Source organism: Agrobacterium sp. NPDC090283, from assembly GCF_044769685.1.
Classification (GTDB): Bacteria; Pseudomonadota; Alphaproteobacteria; order Rhizobiales; family Rhizobiaceae; genus Agrobacterium.
Genome location: NZ_JBIVYG010000001.1, coordinates 1 through 26,302 on the forward strand (window position 1 = coordinate 1; position 26,302 = coordinate 26,302).

The 26,302-nt window shown below is 61.4% G+C and carries 31 protein-coding genes and 1 riboswitch; of the genes, 16 read left to right on the plus strand and 15 right to left on the minus strand.

What is annotated here, in order from left to right:
- On the minus strand, positions 1-584 hold a 584-nt coding region (locus ACIQUH_RS00005; RefSeq protein ID WP_400811501.1), incomplete at its 3' end, for a helix-turn-helix domain-containing protein.
- 280 nt (positions 585-864) lie between these two features.
- Positions 865-1,752 carry a LysR family transcriptional regulator gene (locus ACIQUH_RS00010; RefSeq protein ID WP_400811504.1) on the minus strand — a complete coding sequence of 296 codons (888 nt, stop codon included), beginning with the start codon at positions 1,750-1,752 and terminating at the stop codon, positions 865-867.
- A gap of 96 nt (positions 1,753-1,848) precedes the next feature.
- On the opposite strand from ACIQUH_RS00010, the gene ACIQUH_RS00015 reads away from it, so the two are divergent.
- A complete protein-coding gene (locus ACIQUH_RS00015) occupies positions 1,849-2,391 on the plus strand; it encodes a GNAT family N-acetyltransferase (protein WP_400811507.1) in 543 nt (180 codons plus the stop codon).
- Between the two features lie 4 nt (positions 2,392-2,395).
- On the opposite strand, the gene ACIQUH_RS00020 is transcribed toward ACIQUH_RS00015, so the two are convergent.
- Positions 2,396-2,752, minus strand: a complete 357-nt coding sequence (locus ACIQUH_RS00020; protein ID WP_400811510.1) for a hypothetical protein — start codon at positions 2,750-2,752, stop codon at positions 2,396-2,398.
- 220 nt (positions 2,753-2,972) lie between these two features.
- Here ACIQUH_RS00020 and ACIQUH_RS00025 point away from each other — a divergent pair, with 220 nt between their 5' ends.
- Together ACIQUH_RS00025 and ACIQUH_RS00030 are read left to right on the plus strand one after the other, a co-directional pair.
- Complete coding sequence (locus ACIQUH_RS00025) at positions 2,973-3,575, plus strand: superoxide dismutase (protein WP_046798591.1); 603 nt, start codon at positions 2,973-2,975, stop codon at positions 3,573-3,575.
- Positions 3,576-3,842: 267 nt separating this feature from the next.
- Positions 3,843-4,694 carry a metallophosphoesterase gene (locus tag ACIQUH_RS00030; RefSeq protein WP_400811515.1) on the plus strand — a complete coding sequence of 284 codons (852 nt, stop codon included), beginning with the start codon at positions 3,843-3,845 and terminating at the stop codon, positions 4,692-4,694.
- Positions 4,695-4,909: 215 nt separating this feature from the next.
- On the opposite strand, the gene ACIQUH_RS00035 is transcribed toward ACIQUH_RS00030, so the two are convergent.
- On the minus strand, positions 4,910-5,626 hold the full coding sequence (locus ACIQUH_RS00035; protein WP_400811518.1) for a helix-turn-helix transcriptional regulator: 717 nt from the start codon (positions 5,624-5,626) through the stop codon (positions 4,910-4,912).
- Positions 5,627-5,759: 133 nt separating this feature from the next.
- Between ACIQUH_RS00035 and ACIQUH_RS00040 the strand changes: the two genes are divergently transcribed.
- From ACIQUH_RS00040 to ACIQUH_RS00065, 6 genes are all read left to right on the plus strand, one after another.
- A complete protein-coding gene (locus tag ACIQUH_RS00040) occupies positions 5,760-6,389 on the plus strand; it encodes a LysE family translocator (protein WP_400811521.1) in 630 nt (209 codons plus the stop codon).
- A 119-nt stretch (positions 6,390-6,508) separates the two neighbouring features.
- Positions 6,509-6,943 carry a c-type cytochrome gene (locus ACIQUH_RS00045; RefSeq protein ID WP_400811524.1) on the plus strand — a complete coding sequence of 145 codons (435 nt, stop codon included), beginning with the start codon at positions 6,509-6,511 and terminating at the stop codon, positions 6,941-6,943.
- A gap of 89 nt (positions 6,944-7,032) precedes the next feature.
- The gene (locus ACIQUH_RS00050; RefSeq protein ID WP_400811527.1) at positions 7,033-7,953 is read left to right on the plus strand and encodes a c-type cytochrome; all 921 of its coding nucleotides are present in this window, start codon (positions 7,033-7,035) and stop codon (positions 7,951-7,953) included.
- A gap of 138 nt (positions 7,954-8,091) precedes the next feature.
- Positions 8,092-8,328: riboswitch (cobalamin riboswitch) on the plus strand.
- 159 nt (positions 8,329-8,487) lie between these two features.
- Positions 8,488-8,670, plus strand: a complete 183-nt coding sequence (locus ACIQUH_RS00055) for a CbtB domain-containing protein (RefSeq protein WP_003494386.1) — start codon at positions 8,488-8,490, stop codon at positions 8,668-8,670.
- 11 nt (positions 8,671-8,681) lie between these two features.
- On the plus strand, positions 8,682-9,392 hold the full coding sequence (locus tag ACIQUH_RS00060) for a CbtA family protein (RefSeq protein ID WP_400811533.1): 711 nt from the start codon (positions 8,682-8,684) through the stop codon (positions 9,390-9,392).
- A gap of 4 nt (positions 9,393-9,396) precedes the next feature.
- Positions 9,397-9,711, plus strand: coding sequence for a hypothetical protein (locus ACIQUH_RS00065; protein WP_400811536.1), 315 nt, complete (start codon positions 9,397-9,399; stop codon positions 9,709-9,711).
- A 169-nt stretch (positions 9,712-9,880) separates the two neighbouring features.
- On the opposite strand, the gene ACIQUH_RS00070 is transcribed toward ACIQUH_RS00065, so the two are convergent.
- From ACIQUH_RS00070 to ACIQUH_RS00090, 5 genes are all read right to left on the minus strand, one after another.
- Entirely contained in the window at positions 9,881-10,447 is a 567-nt protein-coding gene (locus ACIQUH_RS00070) for a type 1 glutamine amidotransferase family protein (protein WP_400811539.1), read from the minus strand.
- A gap of 21 nt (positions 10,448-10,468) precedes the next feature.
- Positions 10,469-10,957, minus strand: coding sequence for a GNAT family N-acetyltransferase (locus ACIQUH_RS00075; RefSeq protein WP_400811542.1), 489 nt, complete (start codon positions 10,955-10,957; stop codon positions 10,469-10,471).
- A gap of 194 nt (positions 10,958-11,151) precedes the next feature.
- Positions 11,152-12,099, minus strand: a complete 948-nt coding sequence (gene pip / locus ACIQUH_RS00080; protein ID WP_400811545.1) for a prolyl aminopeptidase — start codon at positions 12,097-12,099, stop codon at positions 11,152-11,154.
- A gap of 84 nt (positions 12,100-12,183) precedes the next feature.
- Positions 12,184-12,597: a helix-turn-helix domain-containing protein gene (locus ACIQUH_RS00085; protein ID WP_400811547.1), complete on the minus strand. Its 414-nt coding sequence runs from the start codon at positions 12,595-12,597 to the stop codon at positions 12,184-12,186.
- A 111-nt stretch (positions 12,598-12,708) separates the two neighbouring features.
- Positions 12,709-13,068, minus strand: a complete 360-nt coding sequence (locus ACIQUH_RS00090; protein ID WP_400811551.1) for a hypothetical protein — start codon at positions 13,066-13,068, stop codon at positions 12,709-12,711.
- 127 nt (positions 13,069-13,195) lie between these two features.
- Here ACIQUH_RS00090 and dmeR point away from each other — a divergent pair, with 127 nt between their 5' ends.
- Positions 13,196-13,468, plus strand: a complete 273-nt coding sequence (gene dmeR, locus ACIQUH_RS00095) for a Ni(II)/Co(II)-sensing transcriptional repressor DmeR (RefSeq protein WP_003509296.1) — start codon at positions 13,196-13,198, stop codon at positions 13,466-13,468.
- 20 nt (positions 13,469-13,488) lie between these two features.
- A complete protein-coding gene (gene dmeF, locus ACIQUH_RS00100; protein ID WP_400811560.1) occupies positions 13,489-14,484 on the plus strand; it encodes a CDF family Co(II)/Ni(II) efflux transporter DmeF in 996 nt (331 codons plus the stop codon).
- 10 nt (positions 14,485-14,494) lie between these two features.
- Here dmeF and ACIQUH_RS00105 read toward each other — a convergent pair whose 3' ends face one another.
- From ACIQUH_RS00105 to ACIQUH_RS00120, 4 genes are all read right to left on the minus strand, one after another.
- The gene (locus ACIQUH_RS00105) at positions 14,495-14,782 is read right to left on the minus strand and encodes a hypothetical protein (protein ID WP_400811562.1); all 288 of its coding nucleotides are present in this window, start codon (positions 14,780-14,782) and stop codon (positions 14,495-14,497) included.
- Between the two features lie 343 nt (positions 14,783-15,125).
- Complete coding sequence (locus ACIQUH_RS00110; RefSeq protein WP_400811565.1) at positions 15,126-16,244, minus strand: glycine betaine/L-proline ABC transporter ATP-binding protein; 1,119 nt, start codon at positions 16,242-16,244, stop codon at positions 15,126-15,128.
- Positions 16,237-17,145, minus strand: coding sequence for an ABC transporter permease (locus ACIQUH_RS00115; protein WP_400811568.1), 909 nt, complete (start codon positions 17,143-17,145; stop codon positions 16,237-16,239). Before ACIQUH_RS00115 ends, ACIQUH_RS00110 begins: the two co-directional genes overlap by 8 nt.
- 239 nt (positions 17,146-17,384) lie before the next feature.
- Positions 17,385-18,395 (minus strand): ABC transporter substrate-binding protein, encoded by a 1,011-nt coding sequence (locus ACIQUH_RS00120; protein ID WP_400811571.1) that lies wholly within the window; start codon positions 18,393-18,395, stop codon positions 17,385-17,387.
- A gap of 85 nt (positions 18,396-18,480) precedes the next feature.
- Between ACIQUH_RS00120 and ACIQUH_RS00125 the strand changes: the two genes are divergently transcribed.
- Positions 18,481-18,612 carry a hypothetical protein gene (locus ACIQUH_RS00125; protein WP_400811573.1) on the plus strand — a complete coding sequence of 44 codons (132 nt, stop codon included), beginning with the start codon at positions 18,481-18,483 and terminating at the stop codon, positions 18,610-18,612.
- 279 nt (positions 18,613-18,891) lie between these two features.
- On the opposite strand, the gene ACIQUH_RS00130 is transcribed toward ACIQUH_RS00125, so the two are convergent.
- Entirely contained in the window at positions 18,892-20,991 is a 2,100-nt protein-coding gene (locus ACIQUH_RS00130) for a S9 family peptidase (RefSeq protein WP_400811576.1), read from the minus strand.
- 223 nt (positions 20,992-21,214) lie between these two features.
- On the opposite strand from ACIQUH_RS00130, the gene ACIQUH_RS00135 reads away from it, so the two are divergent.
- The 4 genes from ACIQUH_RS00135 to ACIQUH_RS00150 all read left to right on the plus strand — a co-directional run bounded on the left by ACIQUH_RS00135 (position 21,215) and on the right by ACIQUH_RS00150 (position 24,763).
- Positions 21,215-21,616 carry a DUF930 domain-containing protein gene (locus tag ACIQUH_RS00135; protein ID WP_400811578.1) on the plus strand — a complete coding sequence of 134 codons (402 nt, stop codon included), beginning with the start codon at positions 21,215-21,217 and terminating at the stop codon, positions 21,614-21,616.
- A 104-nt stretch (positions 21,617-21,720) separates the two neighbouring features.
- A complete protein-coding gene (locus ACIQUH_RS00140) occupies positions 21,721-22,629 on the plus strand; it encodes a dihydrodipicolinate synthase family protein (protein ID WP_400811581.1) in 909 nt (302 codons plus the stop codon).
- Between the two features lie 53 nt (positions 22,630-22,682).
- Positions 22,683-23,408 carry a polysaccharide deacetylase family protein gene (locus ACIQUH_RS00145; protein ID WP_400811583.1) on the plus strand — a complete coding sequence of 242 codons (726 nt, stop codon included), beginning with the start codon at positions 22,683-22,685 and terminating at the stop codon, positions 23,406-23,408.
- 257 nt (positions 23,409-23,665) lie between these two features.
- Positions 23,666-24,763, plus strand: coding sequence for a bifunctional transcriptional activator/DNA repair enzyme AdaA (locus ACIQUH_RS00150; protein WP_400811586.1), 1,098 nt, complete (start codon positions 23,666-23,668; stop codon positions 24,761-24,763).
- 305 nt (positions 24,764-25,068) lie between these two features.
- Here ACIQUH_RS00150 and ACIQUH_RS00155 read toward each other — a convergent pair whose 3' ends face one another.
- Positions 25,069-26,256, minus strand: a complete 1,188-nt coding sequence (locus ACIQUH_RS00155; protein ID WP_400811589.1) for an AI-2E family transporter — start codon at positions 26,254-26,256, stop codon at positions 25,069-25,071.
- Positions 26,257-26,302 lie beyond the last annotated feature (46 nt).

Genomic DNA, 26,302 nt, shown 5'->3' on the forward strand with positions numbered 1-26,302 from the left:
ACGCCGGTTCCCCATGGATTGCCGTTATCGCAGTAGATGGCCATCGGCATGCCATAGCGGCGCAGGATTGTCTCCAGCCTGCCGCGCACGGTCTCCAGCTGCTCGTTGGGGCAGGCTTCGATCGCGATGGCGAAGCGGGAATGGTCATCGATGATGGTCAAAGGATAGCACCAGTTGCCGCAGGCCATCTGGGTGCGCCCCTTGAAATCCATCTGCCAGAGCAGATTGGGTGCCTCGCGCTCGAAGCGACCGTTTGCCATGCGGACCTTCGCCTGCGGACCTATCCTGTCATGACGGGTGAGAATGGCATGCACGGTCGAGGCCGAGGGAGGCTCCATGCCCAGGTCCTGCAGCCGCCTTGCAATCTTGCGGGCACCCCAGGCGGGATGTGCGTCGCGGACATCCAGCACCCGACGCTCCACATCACAGGATGTTCGCTGAGGGCTCGAATGCGGACGGCGGGAGCGATCCAGCAAGGCGTCGCCCGCCTGCGCCCGCCGCAGCCAGACATAACCCGTCTGCCGACTGATGCCGAAACGCTTGCACAAAGCCGAAATAATGGCCCCATCCAGCAACGCAAGCATCACAAATTCTCGTCGCTGATCCACGACAGACAACTCCCGCCAAGCCATCCCGACCTCCTCTGCCACAAAGGCAAAGCTGTCACGGATGTCTCCGAACATCTGTCAACTATGTATCAGGGCTGTACACTTGACCCGAGGATCCACACCTTAACGATGGATCCTCGGGTCAAGCCCGAGGGTGACGGAGGAGGTGGTGACAACGCACCGTGTTTCTCTCTACTTCCCCGCAATGGCTTCAGTCTCGTTCAACAGCGGCTGGCCCCCTTCAAAAACATCGGCCTCATCCTTTCCGCACATCCGGCAGCGCGGCGGCAAGCGCCCGCAGCGGCGCCGTCATATGTTTGTCGCGCCGCATCGCCAGCGCGATCCGGCGCTCCAGCGGCGGCTCGAGCGAGCGCCATTCAAGCCCGGATGCCGCTCCTTCATGCTCCATCGCCATGCGCGGCACGATGGCAAGGCCAAGCCCCGCACCCGCGAGCTTCTTGATCGCCTCGACGCTGCCCAGTTCCATGGCGGGTTGCACGGTGCGGCCGCTCATCGAAAACCATTGATCCACCAGCCGGCGCGTATTGCCGCCTTCGTAAAGCAGCAGCGGCCGCGCCGAAAGCATCTCGGCGTTGAGCACCGTTGTGTCGGGGACGGAGCCCTGCGGGAAAACCGCCACCAGCTCATCGAGATGGATATCGCTGATATCGAGGCTGCGGCCGCTGGCGGGCAGGGCCACCACCGCCGCATCGATGGTATTGGCCTCCAGAAGCCGGAGGATATCGTGGGTATTGCCGGTCTGCACGACGATCTCGATGCCGGGCATGGCCTGCCGGATTTTGCCCAGCACCGGCGGCAGCAGATAGATGCAGGCGGTGGCGCCCGTGCCGATGCGCAGGCGTCCCGTCACGCCGTTTCGATGCGGTGCGACGGTATCGATCGCATGCGCCACTTCCTCGGCAATCCGCCTTGCATGGATGAGAAAGTCGCGCCCCGCCGCCGTCGGCTGTGCACGCCTGCCAACCCTTTCGATCAGCCGCACACCGAGCTGTTTTTCAAGCAGCCTTATATGCAGGCTGATGGCCGGCTGCGTCAGCCCCGCCTTGTCGGCGGCGGCGGAAAAGCTGCCGAGATCGGCCACATCCATGAAGCTGCGCACCTGCCGGAGATCGAGGTCCATCATCAAAGAAAACCTTATCGTTTGTATAAGGCAGATAATCTTTATTTTGGCTGCGCCGCAATGCACAATGATGGCGTGAATGATCCGCAGGATAAGAGAATGACCCTTTCCCCCGTTTCCAGCCTTTTGATCCGCCCCTGTAAAGAGGCGGATATTCCAGCCATTACTGAAATCTACCGGGACGCCGTTCTCTACGGCCGCGCGAGCTTCGAGATCGATCCGCCGAGCGCGGAGGCAATGGCCGAGCGCCGCCGCCTGCTGGTGGAGGGCAATTACCCCTATCTCGTCGCCGAATGCGATGGAAAGATAGCCGGATACGCATATGCGGGCGCTTATCGCCCGCGTCCGGCCTATGGCGCGGCGGTGGAGAATTCCGTTTATATCGATCCGGCCATGAAAGGCAGGGGCATCGGCCGCAAGCTGCTCGATGCGCTGATCGGGGAGGCGACCGCACGCGGCTTCCGGCAGATGATCGCCGTCATCGGCGATTCGGCCAACGCCGCCTCGATCGGCGTGCACCGCGCCGCCGGTTTCGAACATGTCGGCACCTTCAAATCCATCGGCTGGAAACATGGCCAATGGCTGGATACGGTGCTGATGCAGCGTGCGCTGGGCGAAGGCGACACCACGCCGCGCTTTTGAACGGTCAGGGCTTGGTGGAGCCGGGGATTTCCACCTTCAGCGTATCGCCGGCCAGCTCGCTGCCCAGTTCCACGGCCTTGGTCTTCTTGTCGTAGACGCAGATATGGCTGACGGTCGCGTCCGCGCCTTTACTCTTCCCGGTGACAATGGCGAGGCCGTAATTCTCGCTGCCGACGGGATCGACGACGGCCTTGGCGTCCTCGATCATGTCGCTCGCGCCGGCAAGGCAGGCCGTCTGCACGTCAGCCACGAATTCCTTCCAGGCATCATCCGACGATGCGGCGGCGGGGAGGGTAAGCGACGAGAAGGCCGCAAAGAGGAGGATGGAGCGGGTCAGCGAGCGGGGGATCGGGCGGGTCATGGAATTTCCTTCCTGCAATCTCGGCAAAAGCGAACCGATAGGGTGGAAAACGGTACGCCAAAGGTGTGAAACAAATGTGGTGGCCACCGCAAGGAGAGGAATTTTCTCCTTTGTCGGAACATTTTGATATTTCGCAGGTTGCCCAAATTGAGGTTCGCTCCTATGGTCCGCTCACACGGTTTCTAGGAGCGGTAACCCGCTGCAAAAAGGAGTAAAAACCATGGCCTTCGAACTTCCCGAACTCCCCTACGACTACGACGCGCTTGCACCCTACATGTCGCGCGAGACGCTCGAGTTCCATCACGACAAGCACCACAAGGCATATGTCGACAACGGCAACAAGCTGGCGGCCGAAGCAGGTCTTTCCGACCTGTCGCTCGAAGAAGTCGTGAAGAAGTCCTTTGGCACCAATGCCGGTCTCTTCAACAATGCGGCCCAGCATTACAACCACGTCCATTTCTGGAAGTGGATGAAGAAGGGCGGCGGCGGCAACAAGCTGCCGGGCAAGCTCGAGCAGGCGATTGCGTCCGATCTCGGCGGTTACGACAAGTTCAAGGCCGATTTCATCGCTGCCGGCACCACGCAGTTCGGCTCCGGCTGGGCATGGCTCTCCGTCAAGAACGGCAAGCTTGAAATCTCCAAGACCCCGAACGGCGAAAACCCGCTGGTTCACGGCGCCGATCCCATCCTCGGCGTCGACGTCTGGGAACACTCCTACTATATCGACTACCGCAACCTGCGTCCGAAGTACCTGGAAGCCTTCGTCGACAACCTCATCAACTGGGACTACGTCCTGGAGCGTTACGAAGCCGCCGCCAAGTAAGGCTTGCGGAAAGCGTGGTTGCTGATTGAGGCAGCCTCCTCCCGCGCGACGTCATCCTCGGCCCTGTGCCGAGGATCTGCTCCGTCTCTCAAAACGCGACGTGGCAGATGTTCGGGACAGGCCCGCGCATGACGACACAGTGGAAATATCCGCACATTTCAGACGCCCGGCTTCAAGCCGGGTGTTTTGCATTTGTGATATGGCGATAGGGCCTGTCGGGTTTTATTGTCACAAGCCTGTCATCCGCCGGGTTTATCGCGGCGCATCATGACTGAAAAAACCTTCCCTCTCTTCTCCTTCGGCATCGTCGCCGATCCCCAATATGCCGATGCCGATCCCCGTCCGGATATGGGCCGTTATTACGCCGAGAGCCCGAAAAAGCTCGCAGACGCGGTCGCCGCCTTCAACCGCGAAGATCTGGCTTTCGTGGTGACGCTGGGCGACATCATCGACCGCGGTTTTGACAATTTCGATGCGATCCTTGCCGTTTATGACGGGCTTCGCCATCGTTCGGTGCTGCTGCCGGGCAATCACGACTTCGCCGTCGCCGCCGAGCATTTGCCTGATATCCATGCCCGCCTCGGCATGTCCGCCCCCTGGCATGATTTCGCCGTCGGCGATGTCCGCTTCGTGGTGCTTGACGGCAACGAGGTCAGCCTTTTCGCCCCGCCGCCCGGCGATCCGCGCCGCGCAATCGCGCAGGACCGGTTGAAGGGTCTCAAGGATGCGGATGCGATCAATGCGCAGGATTGGAACGCCTCACTCAGCGACGAGCAATTCGAATGGTTGCGGACCGTTCTGGAAAAGGCGGATGCGGCGGGCGAAAAAGTGATCGTGCTGTGCCATTATCCCGTCTATCCGGAAAATGCCCACAACATGTGGGACGCGCCGCGCATCCTCGATCTCCTCCGCTCCCATCCGTCGGTTACCGCATGGTTCAACGGCCATAATCACGAGGGCAATTACGGCCTGCTGGGCACCACCCACTTCGTCAATTTCAAGGGCATGGTGGATACGCCCGACCAGAACACCTTCGCCATCGCCGATGTCTTTGCGGACCGGATCGTCATTCGCGGTTTCGGACGCGAGGAGAATAGGGTGCTGGAGTATTTGCGGTAGAAGTGCTGCTGTGCTTCGAGGCCAACACTCTCCACCCTCATTCCTGTGCTTGTCACAGGAATCCAGCCAGCCCAAGTCCTTGGGCTGAAAGGACTTCTTCCCGCCGCGCAGACGCGCGTCGACTGGATTCCTGTGACATCCTCGGGCTTGTTCCGGGGAACAGGAATGAGGGCGGTGGGGGTGACGCCGTCTGAGAGCTGTCAGCCAGCCGCCTCTCAGTCTCGCTCCCGTCCCACCTCTCCACCCAACTGGTTGCTCTGCCAGCCGCTCGTCCACAATTGCCGCAGCTTCTCACCTTCCAGCTTGAAGAAGCTGCCGGTCGTTTCGCAGTCCAGCACCCGGTCCGAACGGAAATTGCGGATCGCCTGCCGCAGCTCGCACCAGGCGACGATATTCACCGTCTCCGAATAATAGATCACCGCAATCGGCCGAACCCGTCGCTGCGTTTCCGCGCCGCTTTCGTCGCGATAGCGCATGTCCAGCCGTTCCTCATCGCGCACCGCCCGCCGGACCGTCGCAAGATCGATGCCGGCGGGGGCAGGCGCGATGCTGCCCCAGGCATGCAGGGCATTGGCGGAAAGTGTCTTCGACAGCGGTTCGGGCAGGGAGGCGGCGATCTTGTCGCTGACCTTTCTTGCGGCCTGCCGCAATCCGGTATCGCCGGTGCGGGCGACCATGGCGAGCGCCAGCACGATCGCCTCCGTCTCCTCGATGGAGAACATCAGCGGCGGCAGGTTGAAGCCGGGGCGCAGGATATAACCGACGCCGCGTTCCCCTTCGATCGGCACGCGCATGGTCTGAAGCGCTGCTATGTCGCGATAGACCGAGCGCGTGGTTACCTCCAGCGCCTCGGCAATGGTCTGCGCGGTGACCGGCCGGCGCGCCACCCGCAGGATCTGGATGATCTCGAACAGTCTCGATGCCTTGCGCATTGCCGTTTTCCCGGTGGATTTGCACATGCAACTGACACAACGCTGTCAGTTGCCCTTTCCTATAAATGAAAAAACACATTGAGAAACATGCGCTTTCCCCGATGTGTCGTGAACCGTTTTGGGAGATACTGACATGAGCTACGCCGAAAATCTCTGGCTTTTCTTTCTCGTCCTGTTCGGCATCATCATCCTGCCGGGCATGGATATGCTGTTCGTGCTGGCAAGCGCGCTGACGGGTGGCAGGAGAACCGGCCTTTCGGCCGCAAGCGGCATGAGCGCCGGCGGCATCGTGCATTCGCTTTATGGCGCGTTGGGCGTCGGCATGCTCGCGGCATGGATGCCGTCGCTGTTCCTGCCGCTTCTTGTCTTTGGCGCCGCCTATATGATCTGGATCGGCATCGGCCTGATGCGCAGCGCGATCGTCGTGAACGGCGACGAGGCCGAGGCAAGCGCTTCGGTCAGAAAAGCCTTCTGGCGGGCGGTGCTGACCTGTCTTTCCAATCCGAAGGCCTATCTCTTCATGATGGCGATCTATCCGCAATTCCTCAAACCGGCCTATGGGCCGATCTGGATGCAGGGGCTGGTGATGGGCGCGATGGTGGCGGTGACGCAGTTCACCGTCTATGGCGCGCTGGCGCTGACGGCGGATAGGAGCCGGGCATGGCTGGTTTCCTCGCCCGCCGCCACGATCTTCATCGGCCGCGCCGCCGGTTTCATGCTGATTGCCGCAGCGTTGCTGACGCTGTGGGAGGCCTTGTCTTAGGCTTCTGTTTTCACGATGGAATTCACCGCAATGTGACTTCTTTTCGCCATCGGGAAAGGGCATCCTCGCGCCGTTCCATCTAGCGCCCGGTGTCCCAGCCGGAATCAAGGAGAGTGCGCATGAAACTGAAAACCATCACGGCGGCCATGCTGTTCGGCTGTCTTTGCGCCGGAGCGGTCTACGCTGCCGGCGAAGTCGAAAAACGTGAAGGCTTGATGAAGCAGATCGGCGGCTCCATGGGTGCGCTCGCCGCCATCTCCAAGGGCGAAAAGCCCTTTGACGCCGATACCGTCAAGGCCGCCGTAACGACCATCAGCACCAATGCCAAGGCTTTCCCCGACCAGTTCCCCGCCGGCACCGAGACCGGCAGCGCGGCTGCTCCCGCCATCTGGGAAAATTTCGCGGACTTCAAGGCCAAGGCCGCCAAGCTCGGCACGGATGCGGACATGGTTCTCGCCAATCTCCCCACCGATCAGGCCGGCGTCGCCACCGCCATGAAGACGCTCGGCGCCGATTGCGGCACCTGCCACCAGACCTATCGTCTGAAGAAGTGATCGAATGATTCTGGAAACGCCGCTTCCCGGCGGCGTTTTCCCGGCGCGAAAGACGCCTGACCGGGTCAGGTGAGAATGGGGAGAGGGGTATGTCTTCCATCTGGACGAAACTCGTGGGCGGGGCCGTGGTCGCGGCCATTGCGGGCTACGGCATATTCGCCTGGGTCACTGCGCCTGAGCGGCAGGCGCCCAGCCACTGGGTGAGCCTTGGCGAGCCGGATCTCGCCAATGGCGAAACGCTGTTCTGGGCGGGCGGCTGCGCAAGCTGTCATGCCGCGCCCGATGCCAAGGGCGAGGGGCTGTTGACGCTTTCGGGCGGGCAGGCGCTGAAAAGCCCCTTCGGGACTTTTCATGTGCCCAATATTTCCTCCGATCCGCAGCATGGCATCGGCGGCTGGACGCTGGCGGAATTTGGCGATGCCATGACGCGCGGGGTGGGCAAGAACGGCGAACATCTCTACCCGTCCTTTCCCTATGCCTCCTATGCCCGCATGACGCAGAAGGACATCAACGATCTCTTCGGTTATCTGAAAGCCCTGCCGGCCAGCCAGAACGATGCGCCGGATCACGAGTTGCCGTTTCCTTTCAACCTGCGCATGGCGCTGGGCGGCTGGAAGTTCCTTTACTTCGATCCCTCGGCGCGGCCGCGCGTCGAGCTTGCCAATGCCAATGCCGAATTGCTGCGTGGCCAATATCTGGTGGAAGGACCCGGCCATTGCGGCGAATGCCACACGCCCCGTGATGCGCTCGGTGGCTTTGTGAAGGATCAGTGGCTGGCTGGCGGTCCCAATCCGGAGGGCGAGGGCCGCATTCCGGACATCACCCCCGGCTCGCAAAGCATCGGAAGCTGGGCCGAAGCCGATATTGCCAGCTATCTGGAAACCGGCTTCACCCCGGAATTCGACAGCGTCGGCGGCTCCATGGTCAAGGTGCAGCAGAACATGGCGCATCTGACGGCCGAAGACCGCGATGCGATTGCCGCCTATCTGAAGGCGATACCGGCGCGGTAGGGCCTGATACCTCTCCTCCGTCATCCTCGGGCTTGACCCGAGGATCCACCACCACGCCAGCCCATGGATCCTCGGGTCAAGCCCGAGGATGACGAACGAGAGGTGGGTAAGCGCCATTGACTCCCGACCCCGCCCATCGGATAACAATCCTGTGATGGTTCCTTCCGGACGTTCCGGAAGGTGAAAAGGGAACACGATAGGGAGCAATCCTCATTCGTGGCTGCCCCCGCAACTGTGAGCGGAGAGCCTGAAACGAAGTGCCACTGGCAGCCCTCTTGCCGGAAACCGCGGTTTCCAGGGCGAGGCTGATGCCGGGAAGGTGTTTCAGGTTTTGACCCGCAAGCCAGGAGACCTGCCATCACGGAAATGTCCATGCCGGCGGGGTGTCCGGAAGAGCGGAATGTCAGGGTGGCAAGATCAATGCTCCCTGTGTCAGTCTCGTATCCCCGTGGTGAAGTGTATCGCATGCGGTCCTGCGGCTTGTGCCGTTCGGTCGCGTCCAAGGGCGCGGGGTCGCGCCGGAGAGGGGTCACCATGTCCATCAACCAGAATACGGCCAATGCCGCCGTATCCGCAAAAACGGGCAGCTTCGCGCAATCGCTGACGGCGATCGTGCTGGGCCTGTTTGTCGTCGGTTTTGTCGGCTTTTCCCATGTGGAAGCCGTGCACAATGCCGCGCACGACACGCGCCATGCCAACGCCTTCCCCTGCCATTGAGGGGAAACGGCATGTCATCTTTTCGCAATATCGTCTTTACCGCCGTTCTCGTCGGTATTCTCGGCGGCTTCGCCGTGTCTGCCATGCAGGCGGTCAGTACCACGCCGCTCATCCTGCAGGCGGAAACCTATGAGAGCGCCGGCGAAGCGCCCCATAGCCATGATGCGCCGGCGCCCGGTGCCGCGGTTCCCGCCCATGAGCATAATGACGAAGCCTGGGCTCCGGCCGATGGTTTCGAGCGCACCGCCTATACCGTCGCCGCCAATGTGCTGACCGCTATCGGTTACGCGCTGGTGCTGACCGGTCTCATCTCGCTGCGCGGCACCAATACCGGCTGGCGTGAAGGCCTTCTCTGGGGCGTCGCCGGCTTTGCGGCCGTCATGCTCGCCCCGATGATCGGCCTGCCGCCGGAACTGCCGGGAAGCCCGGCCGCCGCGCTTGAGGCAAGGCAGATCTGGTGGCTCGCAACCGTTGCCGCAACCGCGGGCGGCATTGCGCTCATCGCCTTCCGCCGCGAACCCTGGGCGGTTCTGCTGGCGCTGGTGTTGATCGTCGCGCCCCATGTGGTGGGTGCGCCCCTGCCGCCGGAAGGCGAACATGCGCTGGCGCCGCTGCCGCTCGAGCGTCAGTTCATCGTCGCCGCCACCATCACCAGCTTCGTCTTCTGGGCCCTGATCGGCACGTTGAGCGCGTTTTTCCTGAAGCGCTTCCAGCAGGCTTGAAACCATGCAGGACGCAGCGCAATGGAGTGAGGAACTCGATGCGCTACGTTTTGCCGTTCCCGGTCACGGCGCTTTCTGCGCCGTGCACCGCCTTGCCTTCAAGGCGCTCCTTGGGGCAACACCGGGTCGCGAGGCGGCTCTCGCCTGTTTTCATGATCACGAGGCTGCCTTTATCGCTGCGGCGCTCAGCAAGATAAAACGTTCAAATTTGCCCGCCGGCCGCAGCCTGCATCTCAACAGCCGCGATATTCGCCGTGCGATCGCGGGTGAGGGCGATGCGTCGGCGGCGCGGGTGTGCCGGGTGCTTGATCGGCGGTAGTCATCGCTGTTCTCACCTCCGTCATCCCGGCCTTGAGCCGGGATCCAGTCAGCCCAAGTCCTTGGGCTGAAAAGACTCTTTTCGCCGCGCAGACGCGCGTCGGCTGGATTCCGGCTCAAGGCCGGAATGACGGAGAGAGCATATTAAAGACGGCAAAGGCCGGTCCGCCTCACCGGTGCTCCGCCGCAAAAACCTGAAGTTCCGCCTCGGCTTCCGGACCAAAGAGGCCGAGGTTTTTCAGAATTTCCACCGCGAAACTGACCGGCGCGCTGCCGGCCGCCGTGATGATGCCGCCATCGCTGACCGCTTTCGGCTGATCGCGATAAAGCGCCTCACCACGATAGGCCGGATAGGCCTTGTGCGATGCCAGCGCATTGCCGGTATGGGCGACATCGTTCAGCACCCCCGTGCCGCCGAGCGCGCTCGCCGCCGCGCAGATGCCGGCAACCAGCCGGTCCCTGTCGCGAAACCGCTTGACCAGCCCGCCAAGATCGACAGCCGTTCCCTTTTCCCAGCTGAGACCGCCGGGAATGACGAGCGCATCGATGTCAACGGGATCGAGCGCGTCATAGGATGTGTCCGGTGTCACCTTCAGCCCGCCCATCGAGGTCACCGGCCTGCCATCAGGCGTGGCGTGCACGATCTCGACGCCGAGATAGCTGCGCGCTGCCGCAGCAAGCAGCGCCGGCTCCCAGTCCGCAAAATCCTGCGCCAGCGCAATGGCGATCCGTGTCATGGCCGTCTCCGTCGGTTTTAATCAGGCGATGGACTGCATGTAGCGCATGCCGGTGACCGGCCGGGGCGCGAAATCCATGTTTTCGTAGAAACGATGCGCCGCCACATTGCCTGTTGTGGCGCTGACGGAAAGATAGTCGCAGCCCAGCCGCTTGGCGATATCGCGGGCGCGGGACACCAGATGCTGGCCCGTGCCATGGCCGCGATGGCCATCGCGCACGAAAAGATGATGCAATTCCATGCCGCGCCGGCCTTCCTGCGCCCTGTAGAGCGGCAGAAGCAGGGCGTAACCGATCAGCGCGCCATCGGCTTCAGCCACCAGCCCATGCACCCAGGGAAGCGGCCCGAACAGGTCGCGTTCCAGCTTGGCCGGCGTGATCGCGGCCGCATCGCCATGGTAGGAGGCAAGCAGCGTGATCATCTCGTTGAGTTCGGGCAGATCGGTCTTGCGCGCGCCGCGAATGATGACGACGGGCGGTCTTTCCAGTGTAAGGGAGCTATCTTCGGTCATTTTTTCGGTCCTTTGGTCTTATCGGTGCCGTCAGGACGTTTGAAAACAACAAAGCCGCCTGACGGCGGCTTGTTGACAATATGATCTGTCGAGCCGCCCTTAAAGGTAGGCCCAAAAGTACGAGCAGGAGATGGGTGCGCGTTCGTTGATCATGGGACATGCAATGCGCCCGAATCCGTAATCTGTCAAGCGGGTCAATTCGCAAATCGCGCGATTGCCGACAGGATGGCATCTTTCATTCCCGCATCGCCCGTTGAATGACCGGCGCCATCAATGGCAATCAATTCGCTATCCGGCCATGCCGCAGCCAGTTCGTAAGCGGTGACGGGCGGGCCCTGCAAATCGCGCATGCCCTGAATGAGTATGCCGGGAACGCCGGCCAGACTGCCGGCATTGCGCAGAAGCGCTCCATCGTCCAGCCAGGCTGCATGGTGGAAATAATGGGTGCAGAGACGGGCGCGGGCGAGAATGTAATCGTCTTCGCGCCATTTTTCCGGAAAGACCGAAAGGCCCCCGGCACTGATCGAGCCTGCCTCCCATAAATGCCACTCAAAGGAGGCCGCAGCGCGTACGGCCGGGTCGGGATCGTTGAGAAGCCCGCGATAGGCGCCGACGGGGTCTTCCCTGGACATGTGATCCGGAATCGCAGCGATGAAGCGCTGCCATTGCTGCGGCAGAAACATTGCCAGCCCCTTGTACAGCCAGTCGATTTCCCGCTGCCGGGTGGTGGTGACACCCGCCAGCACCATGCCGCGCACGCGCTTGGTGTGACGCTGCGCGTAAGCGAGAGCGAGTGTGGCCCCCCATGAACTGCCGTAGACCAGCCACTCGTCCGCCCCGAGCGTGGAGCGAATGACCTCCATGTCATCGATCAGATGATGCGTGGTGTTGTGCGCAAGGCTATGGGCGGCGTTCGGCGTGCTTTTGCCGCAGCCACGCTGGTCGAACTGGATGATGCGGAAAATGGCAGGATCGAAGTAACGCCGCGCCGTCGACGATAGCCCTGAGCCGGGGCCGCCATGCAGCAGGACGGCAGGCCGTCCGGCCGGATTGCCCGCAATCGTCACGTGCAGCCTGTGGCCTTCGGAAACATCAAGGAAAATGGTGTCGAACGGCGTGATTTCGGGAAAGAGTTCGGCCATCCGGCATCCCTTTTTTCAGGCAGGTACGAGGCGCATACAGGGGTCGGATGACAGTTGAATGTCAGCGTCGTTCCCTGTTGACGCTCAATGCTCACCTTCGCACATGCCGTGGTTGGAGAGTGCGCGGATGACGTAACAGTCCTCGATGGAATGGCCGTGGCAATGGGAGACGATGCGCTCCAGCTCGTGCTCCAGCTTCTTCAGGCTGGCGATCTTTTCGCGCACATGGGCAAGATGCTCGGCGGCGATGCGGTCCGCGCCTTCGCAGGGCATCTGCCGGTGCTGGCTGAGCGCGATCAGCTCGCGGATGGCGTCGATATTCAGCCCGAGATCGCGGGCATGGCGGATGAAGGCCAGCCTTTCGAGGTCGGACTTTTCGTAACGGCGCTGGTTGCCGTCCGAGCGGTCGGCCTCGCGGATGAGACCCATCTGCTCGTAATAACGGATCGTCGGCACCTTGACGCCGGTGCGCTTGGACAGTTCACCGATGGACAGCATGACTTTCTCCATATCTCGGGCAACGGCGGCAGAACGGGGTGGTTCCGCCGTTCAGGCTCCGATGCTCTAGTCTCTAGAGATATGGCTTTTCAGCCCGCCATTCAATGGGTTTCAGGCGGCTTCATCCACACCAAGCGCCTGGGCGAGCGCCTTGAGGACATCATTCTCGATGCTGGATGCGGTTTCCGGCTGTGCCGATGCGGCCATGTCGCCCATTCCCAGAGCAGGTGTTGTCGTGGAAGCGCCGCTGTCGAGGTTCCAGAGCGCTGTGGCGAGGCCGGCGGAAAGGCTGGCGGCGGCCGGCGCGACGGCCGTGGCAACGCTTTCGACGCTCGAAATGGTGCGATGCGCGGCGCGCGTCAGCTCCAGTAGGGCTTCGGTGGTGGAGTGGGTTTCCTTGCCCTTTGCCGGCTCAAGGTTCCGGATCGGAGTGGGATAATAGCTGCTGATGCTTGCTGCGATAGTCGTCATGACTGAGTCCCCTAAGTTTCATGGGGTATTTTTAAGGGCCGAAACATTCGCGAGGATTGCGTCGCACGGGGCTTGAACGGAAAATTCACGCAATATACTATACCCCCCTATAGTATATGAGGTCCCCATGTCCCATACGATCCGCAACAAGGAGAAGCTTCTGGCCCGCATCCGCCGCCTGAAAGGGCAGATGGAGGCCGTGGAGCGCGCGCTTGATGATGCCAAGCCCTGCGGCGAGGTGTTGCAATTGCTTGCCTCGGTGCGCGGCGCGCTTTCCGGCCTGACCGGGGAGGTGATGCAGGAGCATCTGCACGAGCATGTGGTGCATGCCGAAAACGAAGACGAGCGGGCGCGGGCGGCGGAAGAGCTGGCCCAGGTGCTGAAGACCTACATCCGGTAAAATCGAACAGGATTAGCGACATGACGACGACATCCGAACACCGTGCAGCAGCCGGTCACGACCATGTTTTCCTTGGCAGGAACCATGAGCGCAATGAAAGACGCGTCTGGATGGTCATTGCGCTGACCGCGGCCATGATGGTGGCCGAGATCGTTGCCGGCCACTGGTATGGCTCCATGGCGCTGACGGCGGATGGCTGGCACATGTCCACCCATGCCGGCGCGATGCTGATTTCAGCGCTCGCCTATCTCTATGCACGCCGCGAGGCGCGCAACCCGCGCTTCACCTTCGGCACCGGCAAATTCGGCGATCTGGCGGGTTTTGCCAGCGCCATCGTACTGGCGGTGGTGGCACTGCTGATTGCGGTGGAAAGCGCGATGCGCCTCATCAATCCCGTTGAAATCGACTTCAACCAGGCGATCCTCGTCGCCATCATCGGCCTTGCCGTCAATCTTCTCAGCGCCGTGCTTTTGAAGGATGATCATCACCACGATCATGGCCACGGCCATGGTCACGCCCACGGCTCGCATGCCCATCACGATCATGGTTCCCACGCCGGTCACCACGCGGAGCATGGGGCAAAGGGCGGCCGGGACAATAATCTGCGCGCGGCCTATCTGCACGTGCTGGCGGATGCGCTGACTTCGGTTCTCGCCATCGTCGCGCTGCTGCTTGGCAAATGGAACGGCTGGTCGTTCCTCGATCCGTTGATGGGCATCGTTGGCGGTCTGGTCATCGCCCGCTGGTCATGGGGCCTGATCCGCTCCACGGCGACGACCCTGCTGGATGCGCTGCCGCAGGCGGAGGATTTGCCGCAGGAAATCCGTGAAAGCGTGGAAACGGAAGAGGACCGCATCACCGACCTGCATGTCTGGCAGGTAGGGCCGGGACATCACGCCGCCATTGTGGCGATCCATTCGCAGGCGCCGAAAGCGCCGGCTTTTTATAAGCAGAAACTTGCCGCCATACATGAACTCTCGCATGTGACGGTGGAAGTCAGCCCGGCAAGGGGCTGATCGGAATCGTTTATTCGGTATATTCCGAATAGGCGCTGCGCACCCATTCCACCTCGGCTTCCGCCTTGTCCTCGGGGGAAGCCGCGGCCGCATCCTGATAAGCGGGCGCGCTGCCATTGCCGACGGCCCACAGCACATTGGCCAGCGACTGCGAAAGAATGGTGCTGGAAACGGTGGGATTGCCGGGGCCGCGTTTCACGGCCTGCTCTTCCGGCGCAGCCTGTGCGCTGCCGGCTTTTTCGATGTCGCGGATGCGACCCTGATAATTATATCCGCCAATATTGCTTTCGATCTGCATGTCGGTGATTCCGCGTTCAAAAGTTAACGAATGGTTAACGGCGGCGACTTGCCTGAAACTTGCGCTTGCTGCGCTGCAGCGACCGCCAAGGGTTGACAGCCGGCGAAGTAGTGCTTCGTTTTTGCATGGGGAACGGGGGCGTGCGAGGATGCAGCAGCCGTTTATATACGAGACGAGGCAGGATCGCATGGGTGCCGAAAGGCCTGCCTCACATTCCACGTCATCCTCGCCCTTGAGGCGAGGATCCATCACCTGCGGTGATTTGGAGAAAGAGTGGATCCTCGCCTCAAGGGCGAGGATGACGGCGGAGAGTTTTAGAACTTCATAGACCGGATCAAGCGGATCACGCCGTTTCCTTCTCCACCGGAGCAACGGGCTCCCGCACCTTCTCCGGTTTATCCGTCGCCTTCACCTCCACCTCTTGCGAGGTGTCCGCCTCCTGCGGCGCGGGCGTCACCATGGCGGCCACCAGCGTGTCGAGGCCGATGCTGCCGACCGGCTTGCCGTCCTCGTCCACCACATGGGCCTGCGTCTCATTGGCTTCCGACATGTCGCGGGCAATGGTTTCCAGCGTCGCGTTCTCAGGCACCGGCATGCCCTCGGGGCGGCTTTCGAGCGGCTCCATGACGGTGGTCGCCTGCAGCACGCGGCCGCGATTGACGTCGCGCACAAAGTCGGTGACGTAACCATCGGCCGGCGAGAGGATGATGCTCTGACCGTCGCCCTGCTGCACCACTTCGCCGTCCTTCAGGATAGCGATATGGTCGCCGAGCCTGAGCGCCTCGTCCAGATCGTGGGTGATGAACACCACGGTCTTTTTCAGCTCCTGCTGCAGATCGAGCAGCATGGTCTGCATGTCGACGCGGATCAGCGGATCGAGCGCCGAATAGGCCTCGTCCATCAGGAGAATATCGGCGTCATTGGCAAGCGCCCGGGCAAGGCCCACACGCTGCTGCATGCCGCCGGAAAGCTGGTTCGGATAATAATCCTCGTAACCGGCAAGGCCGACACGCTCCAGCCAGTAACGGCCCTTTTCTTCGCTTTCCTTGCGCGGCACGCCCTGGATATCGAGGCCGTAGACGCTGTTTTCCAGCACGGTGCGGTGCGGCAGCAGCCCGAATTTCTGGAACACCATCGCCGTCTTGTGGCGGCGGAACTTCCTGAGCGCCGAGGTGCTCATGCCGCAGATATCCTCGCCGTCATACAAAACCTCGCCGGCGGTCGGGTCGATCAGCCGGTTGATGTGGCGGATGAGCGTCGACTTGCCGGAGCCGGAAAGCCCCATGACGACGGTGATCTTGCCGCCCGGCATGGTGATGTTGATGTTGTTGAGGCCAAGCACGTGGTTGTGTTTGTCGTTCAGCTCCACCTTGTCCATGCCGGATCGCACCGCTTCGAGATATTTCTCGGGATGCTTGCCGAAGATCTTGTAAAGGTTGCGGATTTCGATGCTTTTAGCCATGGGAGACCTCGCGGTATTTCTGCAGGCGCTTGCCAAAAGCCTGGCTCGCCCGGTCGAACATGATGGCGATGGCGACCAGAGCGAAACCGTTCAGGAAGCCCACCGTGAAGAACTGGTTGTTGATGGCCTGCAGCACGTTCTTGCCGAGCCCGCCGACACCGACCATGGAGGCGACGACGACCATGGCGAGCGCCATCATGATGGTCTGGTTGATGCCGGTCATGATGGTGGGCAGCGCCAGCGGCAGTTGCACGTTGAACAGCTTCTGGCCATTGGAGGAGCCGAAGGCATCGGCCGCCTCCAGCACTTCGCGATCAACGAGGCGAATGCCGAGACTGGTCAGGCGAATGACGGGCGGAATGGCATAGATCACCACTGCGATCAGGCCCGGAACCTTGCCGATGCCGAAAATCACCACCACGGGGATGAGATAAACGAAGCTGGGCAGGGTCTGCATCACGTCGAGCACGGGATTGATGAGGCGTTGCAGGCGTTCGGAACGACCCATCAGGATGCCGAGCGGCAGGCCGATGACGATGGCGATCAGGGTGGCGATGGCGACGATGGAGAGCGTCGTCATGGCGTCGCGCCAGAGGCCGACGGCGCCGATCATCAGCAGCGACGCCGCCGTGCCCGCCGTGATCCTGATGCTGCGCCCGGCCAGATGCACGATGGCGAGAATGACCAGCATCGTGATGATCCAGGGTGTCTGGATGAACAGCCGTTCCGAGGCGTTGAGGAAGAGCTGCAGCGGATGCACAATGACGTCAATCGCATCGCCGTAATTGCGCACGATGTCGCGAAAACCATCATCGATGGTCTTGCGTGCCACACGCATCGTGGAGTTGTCGATGGCCGGGAACTTGCAGAGCATGTCCGGTAGGTAAGTGCAGAGGGCCATTATTGTTGTTTTCCCTTTGGGTTTTGGGGCGGTGAAGGTCGGTGCGCGGGGCACCCCCCTCTGTCCTGCCGGACATCTCCCCCTCAAGGGGGGAGATCGACAAGCGGCGAGGTATCGCCCATCAAACAGGTTGCGGATTTGTGAGAAGGATGCGCCCTGCCGATCTCCCCCCCTTGAGGGGGAGATGCCCGGCAGGGCAGAGGGGGGTAAGCGGCTTGCGCCGACTCCCCATCAACCAATCACATCGAAGCCTTGATCTTCTCCGCCACCTCGGCCGGAACCCACTTCGTCCAGATGTCCTCGTGGTTCTCGAGGAAATATTCCGCGCCATCCTCGTTGGTGCCCTGGTTCTCATCCATCCAGGCGAGGATTTTGGCGACCATCTTGTTGTCCCAGTTGCGGGCCTTGATGTAGTCCATCGTCACCCCGGCCTTGCCTTCGAAATCCTTGGTGATGACGGTAAAGACATCGGCCACCGGATAGGCGTTGACCTTGGGATCGGCGCAATCGACCTTGGCGGTGCACTCGTCGAAATGGGCGCGGTCGAGTTCGACGCCGTCATCCAGCTTCACCATCTCGTATTTGCCGAGAATGGCGGTGGGCGACCAATAATAACCGAGCCAGCCCTGCTTCTTTTCGAATGCATTGGCGATCGAGCCATCGAGGCCGGCGGCGGAGCCGGTATCGACCAGCGTGAAGCCCTTTTTGTCGCCTTCGCGTGCCTTGTAGAGATTGGTGGTGGTCACCTGGCAGTTCCAGCCGGAGGGGCAATTGTGCACGGCGCCCTTGCTGGCGTCCTCCGGGGCGGGGAAGAGCTCGGGATGTTTCAGCGCATCCTCGACGGTCTTGATATCGGGGTGTTCATCGGCGATGAATTTCGGGATCCACCAGCCTTCGATACCGCCTTCGGAAAGAATTTTCGATGCTTCGATCATGCGGCCGTCCTTGACGGCGGCGTCGAGCGGCTCGCGCACCGCATTCACCCACAATTCGGGCGCCATGTCCGGCTGGCCCTTTTCGTTCATGGAGGCGAAGGTCGGCATGGTATCGCCGCTGACGACATTGACCGTGCAGTCATAGCCGTTTTCCATGATGAACTTGTCGACGTAAGCCGCGACACCGGCGGATGCCCAGTTCATTTCGGCAATCGTGATGCTGCCGCAGCTATCGGCGGCATTGGCGGAAGATGCTGCACCGGCAGCGATGGTAAAGCCCGTTACGAGAATGGTCGAGGCGAGGAGTTTCTTCATGTGTAAGACCCCCAAGTCTGATGCAGTGTTTTCAATTGGCAAAGCGGGAGCACTGCAAAGCCCGGATTGCCAAGGGCGAACTGACATGGCGCGTGGAAAAGCCGAAAAAAGACGGCAGGAAGAATATCCGCAGAACACGCTGCGGCACTGCCGCAGGAAGAGCGGCGAAAAGGCGCATGAATATGTCAACGACCGGCATAATACGGCCAAAAAGTGATATTGCAACGCAAAATGGCGCATCGCAGCCATGCGTTCGATTTTCGGAACATTTTTTCATGTGACGTAATACATGAAATGTATTTGAGATTTACTCTAGTCTATTGTGATTTTTAGTAATGCGAAATAAAAATCCACACATCAGCAAAGTGAAGTTAAAAGAAAATCAAGCGATGCGTTTTTGTGGAAAAAATATTCAGAAAGAGGTTTTTTGAAGGTATTTTCATACTGTTTTGGTTCGGGCGGCGGCTCTGTCGCCGCCCGTTTCGCAATCAGGGTCTCACACGGCATCCCTGCCGGCCACCTTCAGCGCGAAGGCATATTCGAAGGCGATCTCTTCCAGCCGCTGGAAACGGCCGGACTTGCCGCCATGGCCCGCCGCCATGTTGGTTTTCAGCAGGATGGGTGCTTCTCCCGTCGTCTTTTCGCGCAGCTTCGCCACCCATTTGGTCGGTTCCCAATAGGTCACGCGCGGGTCGGTCAGGCCGGATAGCGCCAGAATCGGCGGGTAAGGCTTCGCACCGACATTGTCATAGGGGCTATAGGCGGCGATCCACTGATACTCCTCCGCCGATTCCAGCGGATTGCCCCATTCCGGCCATTCGGGCGGGGTGAGCGGCAAAGTGTCATCGAGCATGGTGGTCAGCACGTCCACGAAGGGAACGGCGGCGATGATGCCGGCGAATTTCTCCGGTGCCATATTGGCAACGGCCCCCATCAACATGCCGCCGGCCGAGCCGCCTTCGGCGATGATGCCCTGATAGGAGGTGAAGCCTTCCTGAACCAGATGATCGGCAGCGGCGATGAAATCCTTGAAGGTGTTCTGCTTGTGCTCCATCTTGCCGGTTTCGTACCATTCGAAACCCTTGTCCTTACCGCCGCGAATATGGGCGACGGCATAGACGAAACCACGGTCGGCGAGCGACAGCGTGGTGGTGGAGAAGGAGGCGGGAATGGTGATGCCGTAAGCGCCATAACCATAAAGCAGGCAGGGGGCGGAACCGTCAAGCGCCACATCCTTGCGGTAAAGCAGCGAGACCGGCACCAGTTCGCCATCATGGGCGGGCGCCATGATGCGGCGCGTGATGTAATCATCAGGATTGTGGCCCGAGGGTACTTCCTGCGTCTTCAGAAGCGTCCGCTCGCGCGTCACCATGTCGTAATCGAACAATTGGCTCGGCGTCGTCATCGAGGAATAGGAGAAGCGGATGACATCGGTGTCATATTCTGCCGCGCCATGCAGCCCGAGCGAATAGGCCTCTTCGGCAAAGGCGATGGAATGTTCCTCGCCGCTGCGGCGGTCGCGTATGACGATGCGCGGCAGGCCGTCACGGCGTTCCAGCCAGATCAGGTGGCGGGCATAGGCATCGACGGAGAGGATGAGACGGCCCGGCTCATGCGGCACGACTTCTTTCCAGTTTTCCTTGCCCGGTGCGGTAACCGGCGCTTCGACAATGCGGAAATCCTTGGCGTCGCCATCATTGGTGAGGATGAAGAAGACGTCGCCGCCTTCGCACATCGAATATTCGATGCCCTCTTCGCGCTCCGCCACCACCTTCGGCTCGGCCGTCAGGTCGCTGGTGGAGAGAATACGATATTCGCTGGTCTCGTGGTCGTGAATGTCGATGAAGATGAAATCGTCGAGCACCGACGCACCGACGCCCATGAAGAAACCGGGGTCCTTTTCCTCATAAACCAGCCGGTCGGCCGATTGCGGCTCGCCGATAATGTGGTGGAAGACTTTCGAGGGGCGGTGGTTCTCGTCCTGCAGCGTGTAGAAAAAGCTCTTGCCGTCCGGCGCCCAGGCCCCGCCGCCGCCGGTATTTTCGACGATATCGGCAAGGTCCTCGCCGGTCTCAAGGTCGCGGATGCGCAGGGTGAAATATTCCGAGCCCTTGTCATCGTAACCCCAGATGCCGTGACTGTGATCGGAAGACTGGTCGAGACCGGACAGGCGGAAATAATCCTTGCCCTCGGCTTCCTTGTCGCCGTTCAGCAGCACCTGTTTTTCGCCGCCATCGCGCGGCGTGCGGAAATAATGCGGCTGCTCCCCGCCGGTCACGAACAATGTGCCATAGGCATAGGGGCCGTCCCTGACCGGAACGGAGGAATCATCCTGCTTGATGCGGCCCTTCATTTCCTCGAACAGCTTTTCCTGAAGCGCCTTGGTGTCGCCCATCGCGGCTTCCATATAGGCGTTTTCCGCCTCCAGATGGGCGCGGATGGCGGGGTCGAGAATGGAGGTGTCCTTGAACATGGCCTGCCAGTTATCGGCCCGGAACCATGCGTAATCGTCGGTGCGGGTAATGCCGTGATGCGTGTCCTGAACGGGCCGTTTTTCGGCGGTCGGGGCAGCGGGGAGATTCTTGAAAATCGGCAAGGGAAACTCGCTTTCCTGTAAAAATTCTTGGGCGGCACCAAGATGTAGAGTGCGGCTTGCAGCCGATCAAGTTTCAAATCTCCACAGGCGGAATGCAGCTCGGGCACAATTTCGTCAGCTTTCGATCACATTTTGGCAATATCCGGCAAATCAGCGATGATGGATGCAGGCCGTTCGGCCCGCCGCCCACCACAAGAACAAACGAAAAAACTGACAGGATCCCATGCGAAAGCTTCTTCCCGCTGCCCTTTCTGCCTTTTTCCTTGGCTTGCAGACCGTCACACCCGCTTTCGCGATCGATGCCAGCGTCATGCGGCAGTTGAACGCGCTTGCCCCCGAGGAGCGGCTGGAACAGCGCTGCGACATCGAGGCGATGGAAAGGATAGCGACCGAGCAGAAGGGCATGCGGCCGGACAAGGTCATCGCCTATACTTTTGGCGATCCCGAGGTGGGCAAGAACTCCATCAAGGCGCCGGGCGCGGTCTTCAGAAGTTCGGGCGAATGGTACAAGCTCAAATACAAGTGCCAGCTGAAGAGCGACAGTCTCAGCATCCAGTCCTTTGATTACCGCGTCGGCGACAGGATTCCCGAAGAGCAGTGGAAGAAGTTGTATCTTTATGACTGAGCACGGAATTTTTCGATTTCAGGCCGGCGTTTAGCCGCCGCTTTGTTGCCGCGTCGTCAACGGCTCTGTAACCCTGACTTCCGATCGAAGTGAGGGACATAAACATGGCGACACGATTCAAGGGACTTTCTGCTTTTCCGATCACGCCGGCCGATGAGACCGGGCGGGTGGATGTTGAGGCTTTTTCCGCCCTGATCGAGCGGCTGGATGCGGCGGCGGTCGATTCCATCGGCATTCTCGGCAGCACCGGCATCTACATGTATCTCACGCGCGAAGAGCGGCGTCGCGCCGTCGAGGCAGCCGCCGCGATCCTCAAGGGCAGGCGCATCCTGATGGCTGGCGTCGGCGCGTTGCGCACCGATGAGGCCGTGGCGCTGGCGAAGGATGCGGAAGCGGCCGGCGCCGATGCGCTGTTGCTCGCGCCCGTCTCTTACACGCCGCTGACCCAGGAAGAGGCCTATCACCATTTCGCCGCCGTGGCGGGCGCAACGGCGCTGCCGCTTGCCATCTACAACAACCCGACGACCACCCGCTTTGCCTTCAGCGACGAGCTTCTGGTGCGGCTCGCCTATATCCCCAATATCCGCGCCATCAAGATGCCGCTGCCGGCCGATTCCGATTATGCGGGTGAGCTTGCACGGCTGCGCCCCAAGCTGTCGGATGATTTCGCCATCGGTTACAGTGGCGACTGGGGCTGCGCCGACGCCACGCTTGCCGGCGGCGACACCTGGTACAGCGTGGTTGCCGGCCTGCTGCCGGTTCCAGCCCTGCGGCTGATGCGGGCGGCTCAGGCCGGCATTGGGGAGGAGGTAAAAAGGCTCGATGCGGCCTTCCAGCCGCTCTGGACGCTGTTTAAGGAATTCGGCAGCATCCGGGTCGTTTATGCCGCCGCCAATATCCTGTCGCTCACCGTCAGCGAACCGCCCCGGCCGATTCTGCCGCTCACCAGTGCGGAACGCCAGCGGGTAGAAGAGGCGCTGGAGGCGCTCTCCGCGCTGGAAACCGCGCCTTAATTCGGGCGCTTTGCAGGCGGATTGCCACGTCCTTACACTTCGGAAAACCAAAAATGCTGCGTCGCCTGTTCATTGCCGCCCTGTTTTTCTCCGCCTCATCCGCCGCCTTTGCGGGAACGGGCCTTGTCGAGCCGTCGCTGAAAATGACGCCGCAGCATGACGGCAAGGTGCGGGTGGCGATGACGCTCGATGCCTGCATGGGCAAGACCGACCACCGCATTCTCGATACGCTGGTGCGTGAACGCATCCCCGCGACAATCTTCGTCACCGCCCGCTGGCTGAAGCACAATGGCGAGGCACTCGCCGTGCTGATGGCCCATCCGGATCTGTTCGAAATCGAAAACCACGGCGAAAACCATGTGCCGGCGGTGGACAAGCCGGTTTCCATCTATGGCATCGCCGCTGCCGGATCCGAAGCGGCGGTCGAGCAGGAGGTGGAAGGCGGCCGTCAGGCGATCGTCGCCGCCACCGGCCTCCAGCCGCAATGGTTCCGTGGTGCGACAGCTAAATACACCAAGTCATCCATGGCTACCATCAACCGGCTCGGCATGCGGGTGGCGGGTTATTCCGTCAATGGCGATGGCGGCTCGCTGCTGGGTGCGGCCGCGACGGCAAAACACATCGCGGCGGCGAAGGATGGCGATGTCATCATCTCCCACATCAACCAGCCCACCCATGAGGCGGGCGAGGGCGTGGTGAAGGGCCTTATGGCGCTGAAGGCGCGCGGCGTAATTTTCGCGCGGCTGGACGACCCTTCCTTCGCGCCGCCGGGGAATTAAAGGGGAAGGTTGCCGCCCGTTTCTTCTCCCCGCCGGGGAGAAGATGCCCCGAAGGGGCAGATGAGGGGGCAAGCTCCCCGCATCTCTCCACCGTCGCCCCTTCATCCGGCGCTGCGCGCCACCTTCTCCCCGGCGGGGAGAAGAAATATGCCGCACCGGCTTGGCCAAACGGCGCGGACGAAACGAGCCGACAAATCCCCCACATCCATGCCCGTTTTTCGGCGGCATGCCGCTCGAAATTGCGCTAGCATCCCCCCATGATGCTGTTCAAACGCCCCGACACCGAAACGCTCTATTCCGCCCTTGTGAACAAGGACCCCGCCTATGAAGGCGTGGCCTATGTCTGTGTGACCTCCACCAAGATTTTTTGCCGCTTCACCTGCACGGCGCGCAAACCGAAGATCGAGAACTGCCGGTTCCGCGAGACCATCGCCGAATGCCTGGAGGCGGGTTTCCGCCCCTGCAAGCGCTGCAAGCCGATGTTGTCCTACGGCACCGCGGATGAAACCGTCACCTCGCTGCTGACGGCGCTGGAAAACGACCCCGCCCGCCGCTGGCGCGAGGAGGATGTCGTGGCGCTCGGCCATGATCCATCCACCGTGCGCCGCACGTTCAAGCGCCGTTTCGGCATGAGCTTTCTGGAAATCGCCAGATTGCGGCGGGTAGGCGGCGCTGCGGAAAGCATCGCTTCCGGCGAAGCGGTGATCGGCGCGCAGATCGATGCCGGCTACGAATCCGGCAGCGGCTTCCGCGCCGCCATCAACCAGTTCTTCGGCGCCTCGCCTGCCGCGATGAAAGGCAAGGGGTTTTTGAAGGGTGACTGGATCGATACGCCGATCGGCCCGATGCTCGCCGTCGCCGACGATCATGCCCTGCACCTCCTCGAATTCGCCGACCGGCCGGCGCTTGCCGCCGAACTGAAACGGCTGAAGACGTGCACCGGCGCGGATATGGTGCTCGGCCGGACGGCGGTGACCGGCCAGATCGAAGCGGAACTCAAGGCCTATTTCGCCGGGCATTCGGCCGCCTTCGAAACCCGGCTTGCCGGTCACGGCACGCCCTTCGAGCGCGATGTCTGGCGCAGCCTGCGGGAAATCCCGACGGGCGAGGTCGTCAGCTATTCCGCGCTCGCAACCACCATGGAAAGATCGTCGGCCGTGCGTGCGGTGGCCCGCGCCAATGGTGCCAACCAGATCGCCATCGTCGTGCCGTGCCACCGTGTGCTGGGTGCGGATGGCAGCCTCACCGGCTATGGTGGAGGCCTGTGGCGGAAGAAATGGCTGATCGAGCACGAGCGCCGCATGGCGAGCGAGCAGGGGAAGGCGCAGGCGCAGGGAATGCCGCTGGCTTCCTGAGCGGCCTGGCTGTTGGTTTTCAGGAGGTTGTTCATTGGTAGTGGGGCGGGGTGCGCGGAGCTTTACCCCCCTCTGCCCTGCCGGGCATCTCCCCCTCAAGGGGGGAGATCAGCAAGCGGCGCTACCGCCGCTTCATTCGCAAAGGTTGAGATGGGCGGGACCTATCCGCGCGTCGATCTCCCCCCTTGAGGGGGAGATGCCCGGCAGGGCAGAGGGGGGTAAACCCCACGCGCCCTCCGCCCACCGTCAACGGACAATCCCCTGAAAGCTCACATCTGGAGCGGTTTCGGCCGGAAAGCCGGCGTTCAATCCGGTAGATTGGGCACCACCCGGCGCGAGGGAAACAGCTCCCGCGTCACCGTCATCGCGATCAGCGAAAGCGGCAGCGCCAGCATGGCGCCCGCAGCGCCCCACATCCACGTCCAGAAGATGATCATCACGAAGACGAGGAAGGGGTTGATCTCCATGTTGCGGCCCACGACAGCCGGAAAGGCGAGGTTTTCCATCAGCAGGTGAATGGTGAAGAAGATCGCCGCCGGCAGAAGCGCCAGAATGATATTGTCATGGGTGATGATACCGGCCACCGTCAGCGAAATCGTCATGGCGGTGATGCCGAGAAACGGCACGAAGCTGGAGAGGAAGGCGAACAGCCCCCAAAGCAGCGGCATGGCGAGCCCGCCGAAATAGGCGATGACCACCATCGTCACGCCAAGCCCGGCATAGATCAGCGCCGCCGTGGCGAAATAGGTGCCGAGCACCTCTTCCACCGAGCCGATGATGCGGATGGTGCGAAGCCGCTGGTGGCGGGCCGGAAAGGCCATGATGATCGCCTTGCGCAGTCTTAAGCGGCTATAGAGAAACATCAGCAGGGCTGCGAGAAAGATCAGGCCCTGAATGACGGCGGGGGTGATGTTGGAGCCGAGCACGGAGATGATTTCGCCGCTGCGGGAAATCAGCGATTCCATCGACATCGACCCCATGCTGAAACTCGCCGCCGAAATATTCAGCCATCGTAGACTTTGCAGATAGGGCAGGAAACGGTCGATGCTGCGCTCCACCAGCGCCGGGCCTTCCGAAGCAAGGAGCGAGAGCGGTTCGGTGAGCGAATTGATGACGAAGAACATCACCGCCGCCACGAGACTCGACAGAATGAGCGCGACGCCAAAACCGGGAATGCCATAGGAGCCGAGTTTTTCGGCGGCGATGCCGAGGATCATGCCGACCACGATGGCCATCACCACCGGAATGAGAATGAGCGACAATTCGTGGATGACCGCCATCAGCATGATGAGGAAGATGCCGATCACCGACCAGGCGACCACCACATCGAGAGCTTCGCGGCCAAGCGGTTGCTGGCTGCGCGCATCGTCGCGGCGCGATGTGGATGGCGGGGCCTCCAGCGGGTCCGCCCTTTTTGCCGGAACGCTTCCGGTCGTGGCCCCGGCGGTGGCGGCCAAACTGCCGGTCTTGTCCGGTCTGGCATTTTCATTCATCGAACGGTCCCCCAATCAGGTGACAAACGTTCGAGAAATGTGGCGG

Bases quoted from the DNA above. Each gene is read 5' to 3' on its own strand.
- ACIQUH_RS00070 (WP_400811539.1), bottom strand. From the start codon at position 10,447: ATGACACGGATCGCCATTGCGCTGGCGCAGGATTTTGCGGACTGGGAG.
- ACIQUH_RS00025 (WP_046798591.1), top strand. From the start codon at position 2,973: ATGGCCTTCGAACTTCCCGAACTCCCCTACGACTACGACGCGCTTGCA.
- ACIQUH_RS00125 (WP_400811573.1), top strand. From the start codon at position 18,481: ATGGCGCGTGGAAAAGCCGAAAAAAGACGGCAGGAAGAATATCCGCAG.
- ACIQUH_RS00115 (WP_400811568.1), bottom strand. From the start codon at position 17,145: ATGGCCCTCTGCACTTACCTACCGGACATGCTCTGCAAGTTCCCGGCC.
- ACIQUH_RS00015 (WP_400811507.1), top strand. From the start codon at position 1,849: ATGACCCTTTCCCCCGTTTCCAGCCTTTTGATCCGCCCCTGTAAAGAG.
- ACIQUH_RS00155 (WP_400811589.1), bottom strand. From the start codon at position 26,256: ATGAATGAAAATGCCAGACCGGACAAGACCGGCAGTTTGGCCGCCACC.
- ACIQUH_RS00110 (WP_400811565.1), bottom strand. From the start codon at position 16,244: ATGGCTAAAAGCATCGAAATCCGCAACCTTTACAAGATCTTCGGCAAG.
- ACIQUH_RS00120 (WP_400811571.1), bottom strand. From the start codon at position 18,395: ATGAAGAAACTCCTCGCCTCGACCATTCTCGTAACGGGCTTTACCATC.
- ACIQUH_RS00050 (WP_400811527.1), top strand. From the start codon at position 7,033: ATGTCTTCCATCTGGACGAAACTCGTGGGCGGGGCCGTGGTCGCGGCC.
- ACIQUH_RS00135 (WP_400811578.1), top strand. From the start codon at position 21,215: ATGCGAAAGCTTCTTCCCGCTGCCCTTTCTGCCTTTTTCCTTGGCTTG.
- dmeR (WP_003509296.1), top strand. From the start codon at position 13,196: ATGTCCCATACGATCCGCAACAAGGAGAAGCTTCTGGCCCGCATCCGC.
- ACIQUH_RS00075 (WP_400811542.1), bottom strand. From the start codon at position 10,957: ATGACCGAAGATAGCTCCCTTACACTGGAAAGACCGCCCGTCGTCATC.
- ACIQUH_RS00150 (WP_400811586.1), top strand. From the start codon at position 23,666: ATGATGCTGTTCAAACGCCCCGACACCGAAACGCTCTATTCCGCCCTT.
- ACIQUH_RS00085 (WP_400811547.1), bottom strand. From the start codon at position 12,597: ATGCTGTCCATCGGTGAACTGTCCAAGCGCACCGGCGTCAAGGTGCCG.
- ACIQUH_RS00060 (WP_400811533.1), top strand. From the start codon at position 8,682: ATGTCATCTTTTCGCAATATCGTCTTTACCGCCGTTCTCGTCGGTATT.
- ACIQUH_RS00105 (WP_400811562.1), bottom strand. From the start codon at position 14,782: ATGCAGATCGAAAGCAATATTGGCGGATATAATTATCAGGGTCGCATC.
- ACIQUH_RS00040 (WP_400811521.1), top strand. From the start codon at position 5,760: ATGAGCTACGCCGAAAATCTCTGGCTTTTCTTTCTCGTCCTGTTCGGC.
- ACIQUH_RS00055 (WP_003494386.1), top strand. From the start codon at position 8,488: ATGTCCATCAACCAGAATACGGCCAATGCCGCCGTATCCGCAAAAACG.
- ACIQUH_RS00145 (WP_400811583.1), top strand. From the start codon at position 22,683: ATGCTGCGTCGCCTGTTCATTGCCGCCCTGTTTTTCTCCGCCTCATCC.
- ACIQUH_RS00010 (WP_400811504.1), bottom strand. From the start codon at position 1,752: ATGATGGACCTCGATCTCCGGCAGGTGCGCAGCTTCATGGATGTGGCC.
- ACIQUH_RS00045 (WP_400811524.1), top strand. From the start codon at position 6,509: ATGAAACTGAAAACCATCACGGCGGCCATGCTGTTCGGCTGTCTTTGC.
- ACIQUH_RS00140 (WP_400811581.1), top strand. From the start codon at position 21,721: ATGGCGACACGATTCAAGGGACTTTCTGCTTTTCCGATCACGCCGGCC.
- pip (WP_400811545.1), bottom strand. From the start codon at position 12,099: ATGGCCGAACTCTTTCCCGAAATCACGCCGTTCGACACCATTTTCCTT.
- dmeF (WP_400811560.1), top strand. From the start codon at position 13,489: ATGACGACGACATCCGAACACCGTGCAGCAGCCGGTCACGACCATGTT.
- ACIQUH_RS00065 (WP_400811536.1), top strand. From the start codon at position 9,397: ATGCAGGACGCAGCGCAATGGAGTGAGGAACTCGATGCGCTACGTTTT.
- ACIQUH_RS00035 (WP_400811518.1), bottom strand. From the start codon at position 5,626: ATGCGCAAGGCATCGAGACTGTTCGAGATCATCCAGATCCTGCGGGTG.
- ACIQUH_RS00030 (WP_400811515.1), top strand. From the start codon at position 3,843: ATGACTGAAAAAACCTTCCCTCTCTTCTCCTTCGGCATCGTCGCCGAT.
- ACIQUH_RS00090 (WP_400811551.1), bottom strand. From the start codon at position 13,068: ATGACGACTATCGCAGCAAGCATCAGCAGCTATTATCCCACTCCGATC.
- ACIQUH_RS00020 (WP_400811510.1), bottom strand. From the start codon at position 2,752: ATGACCCGCCCGATCCCCCGCTCGCTGACCCGCTCCATCCTCCTCTTT.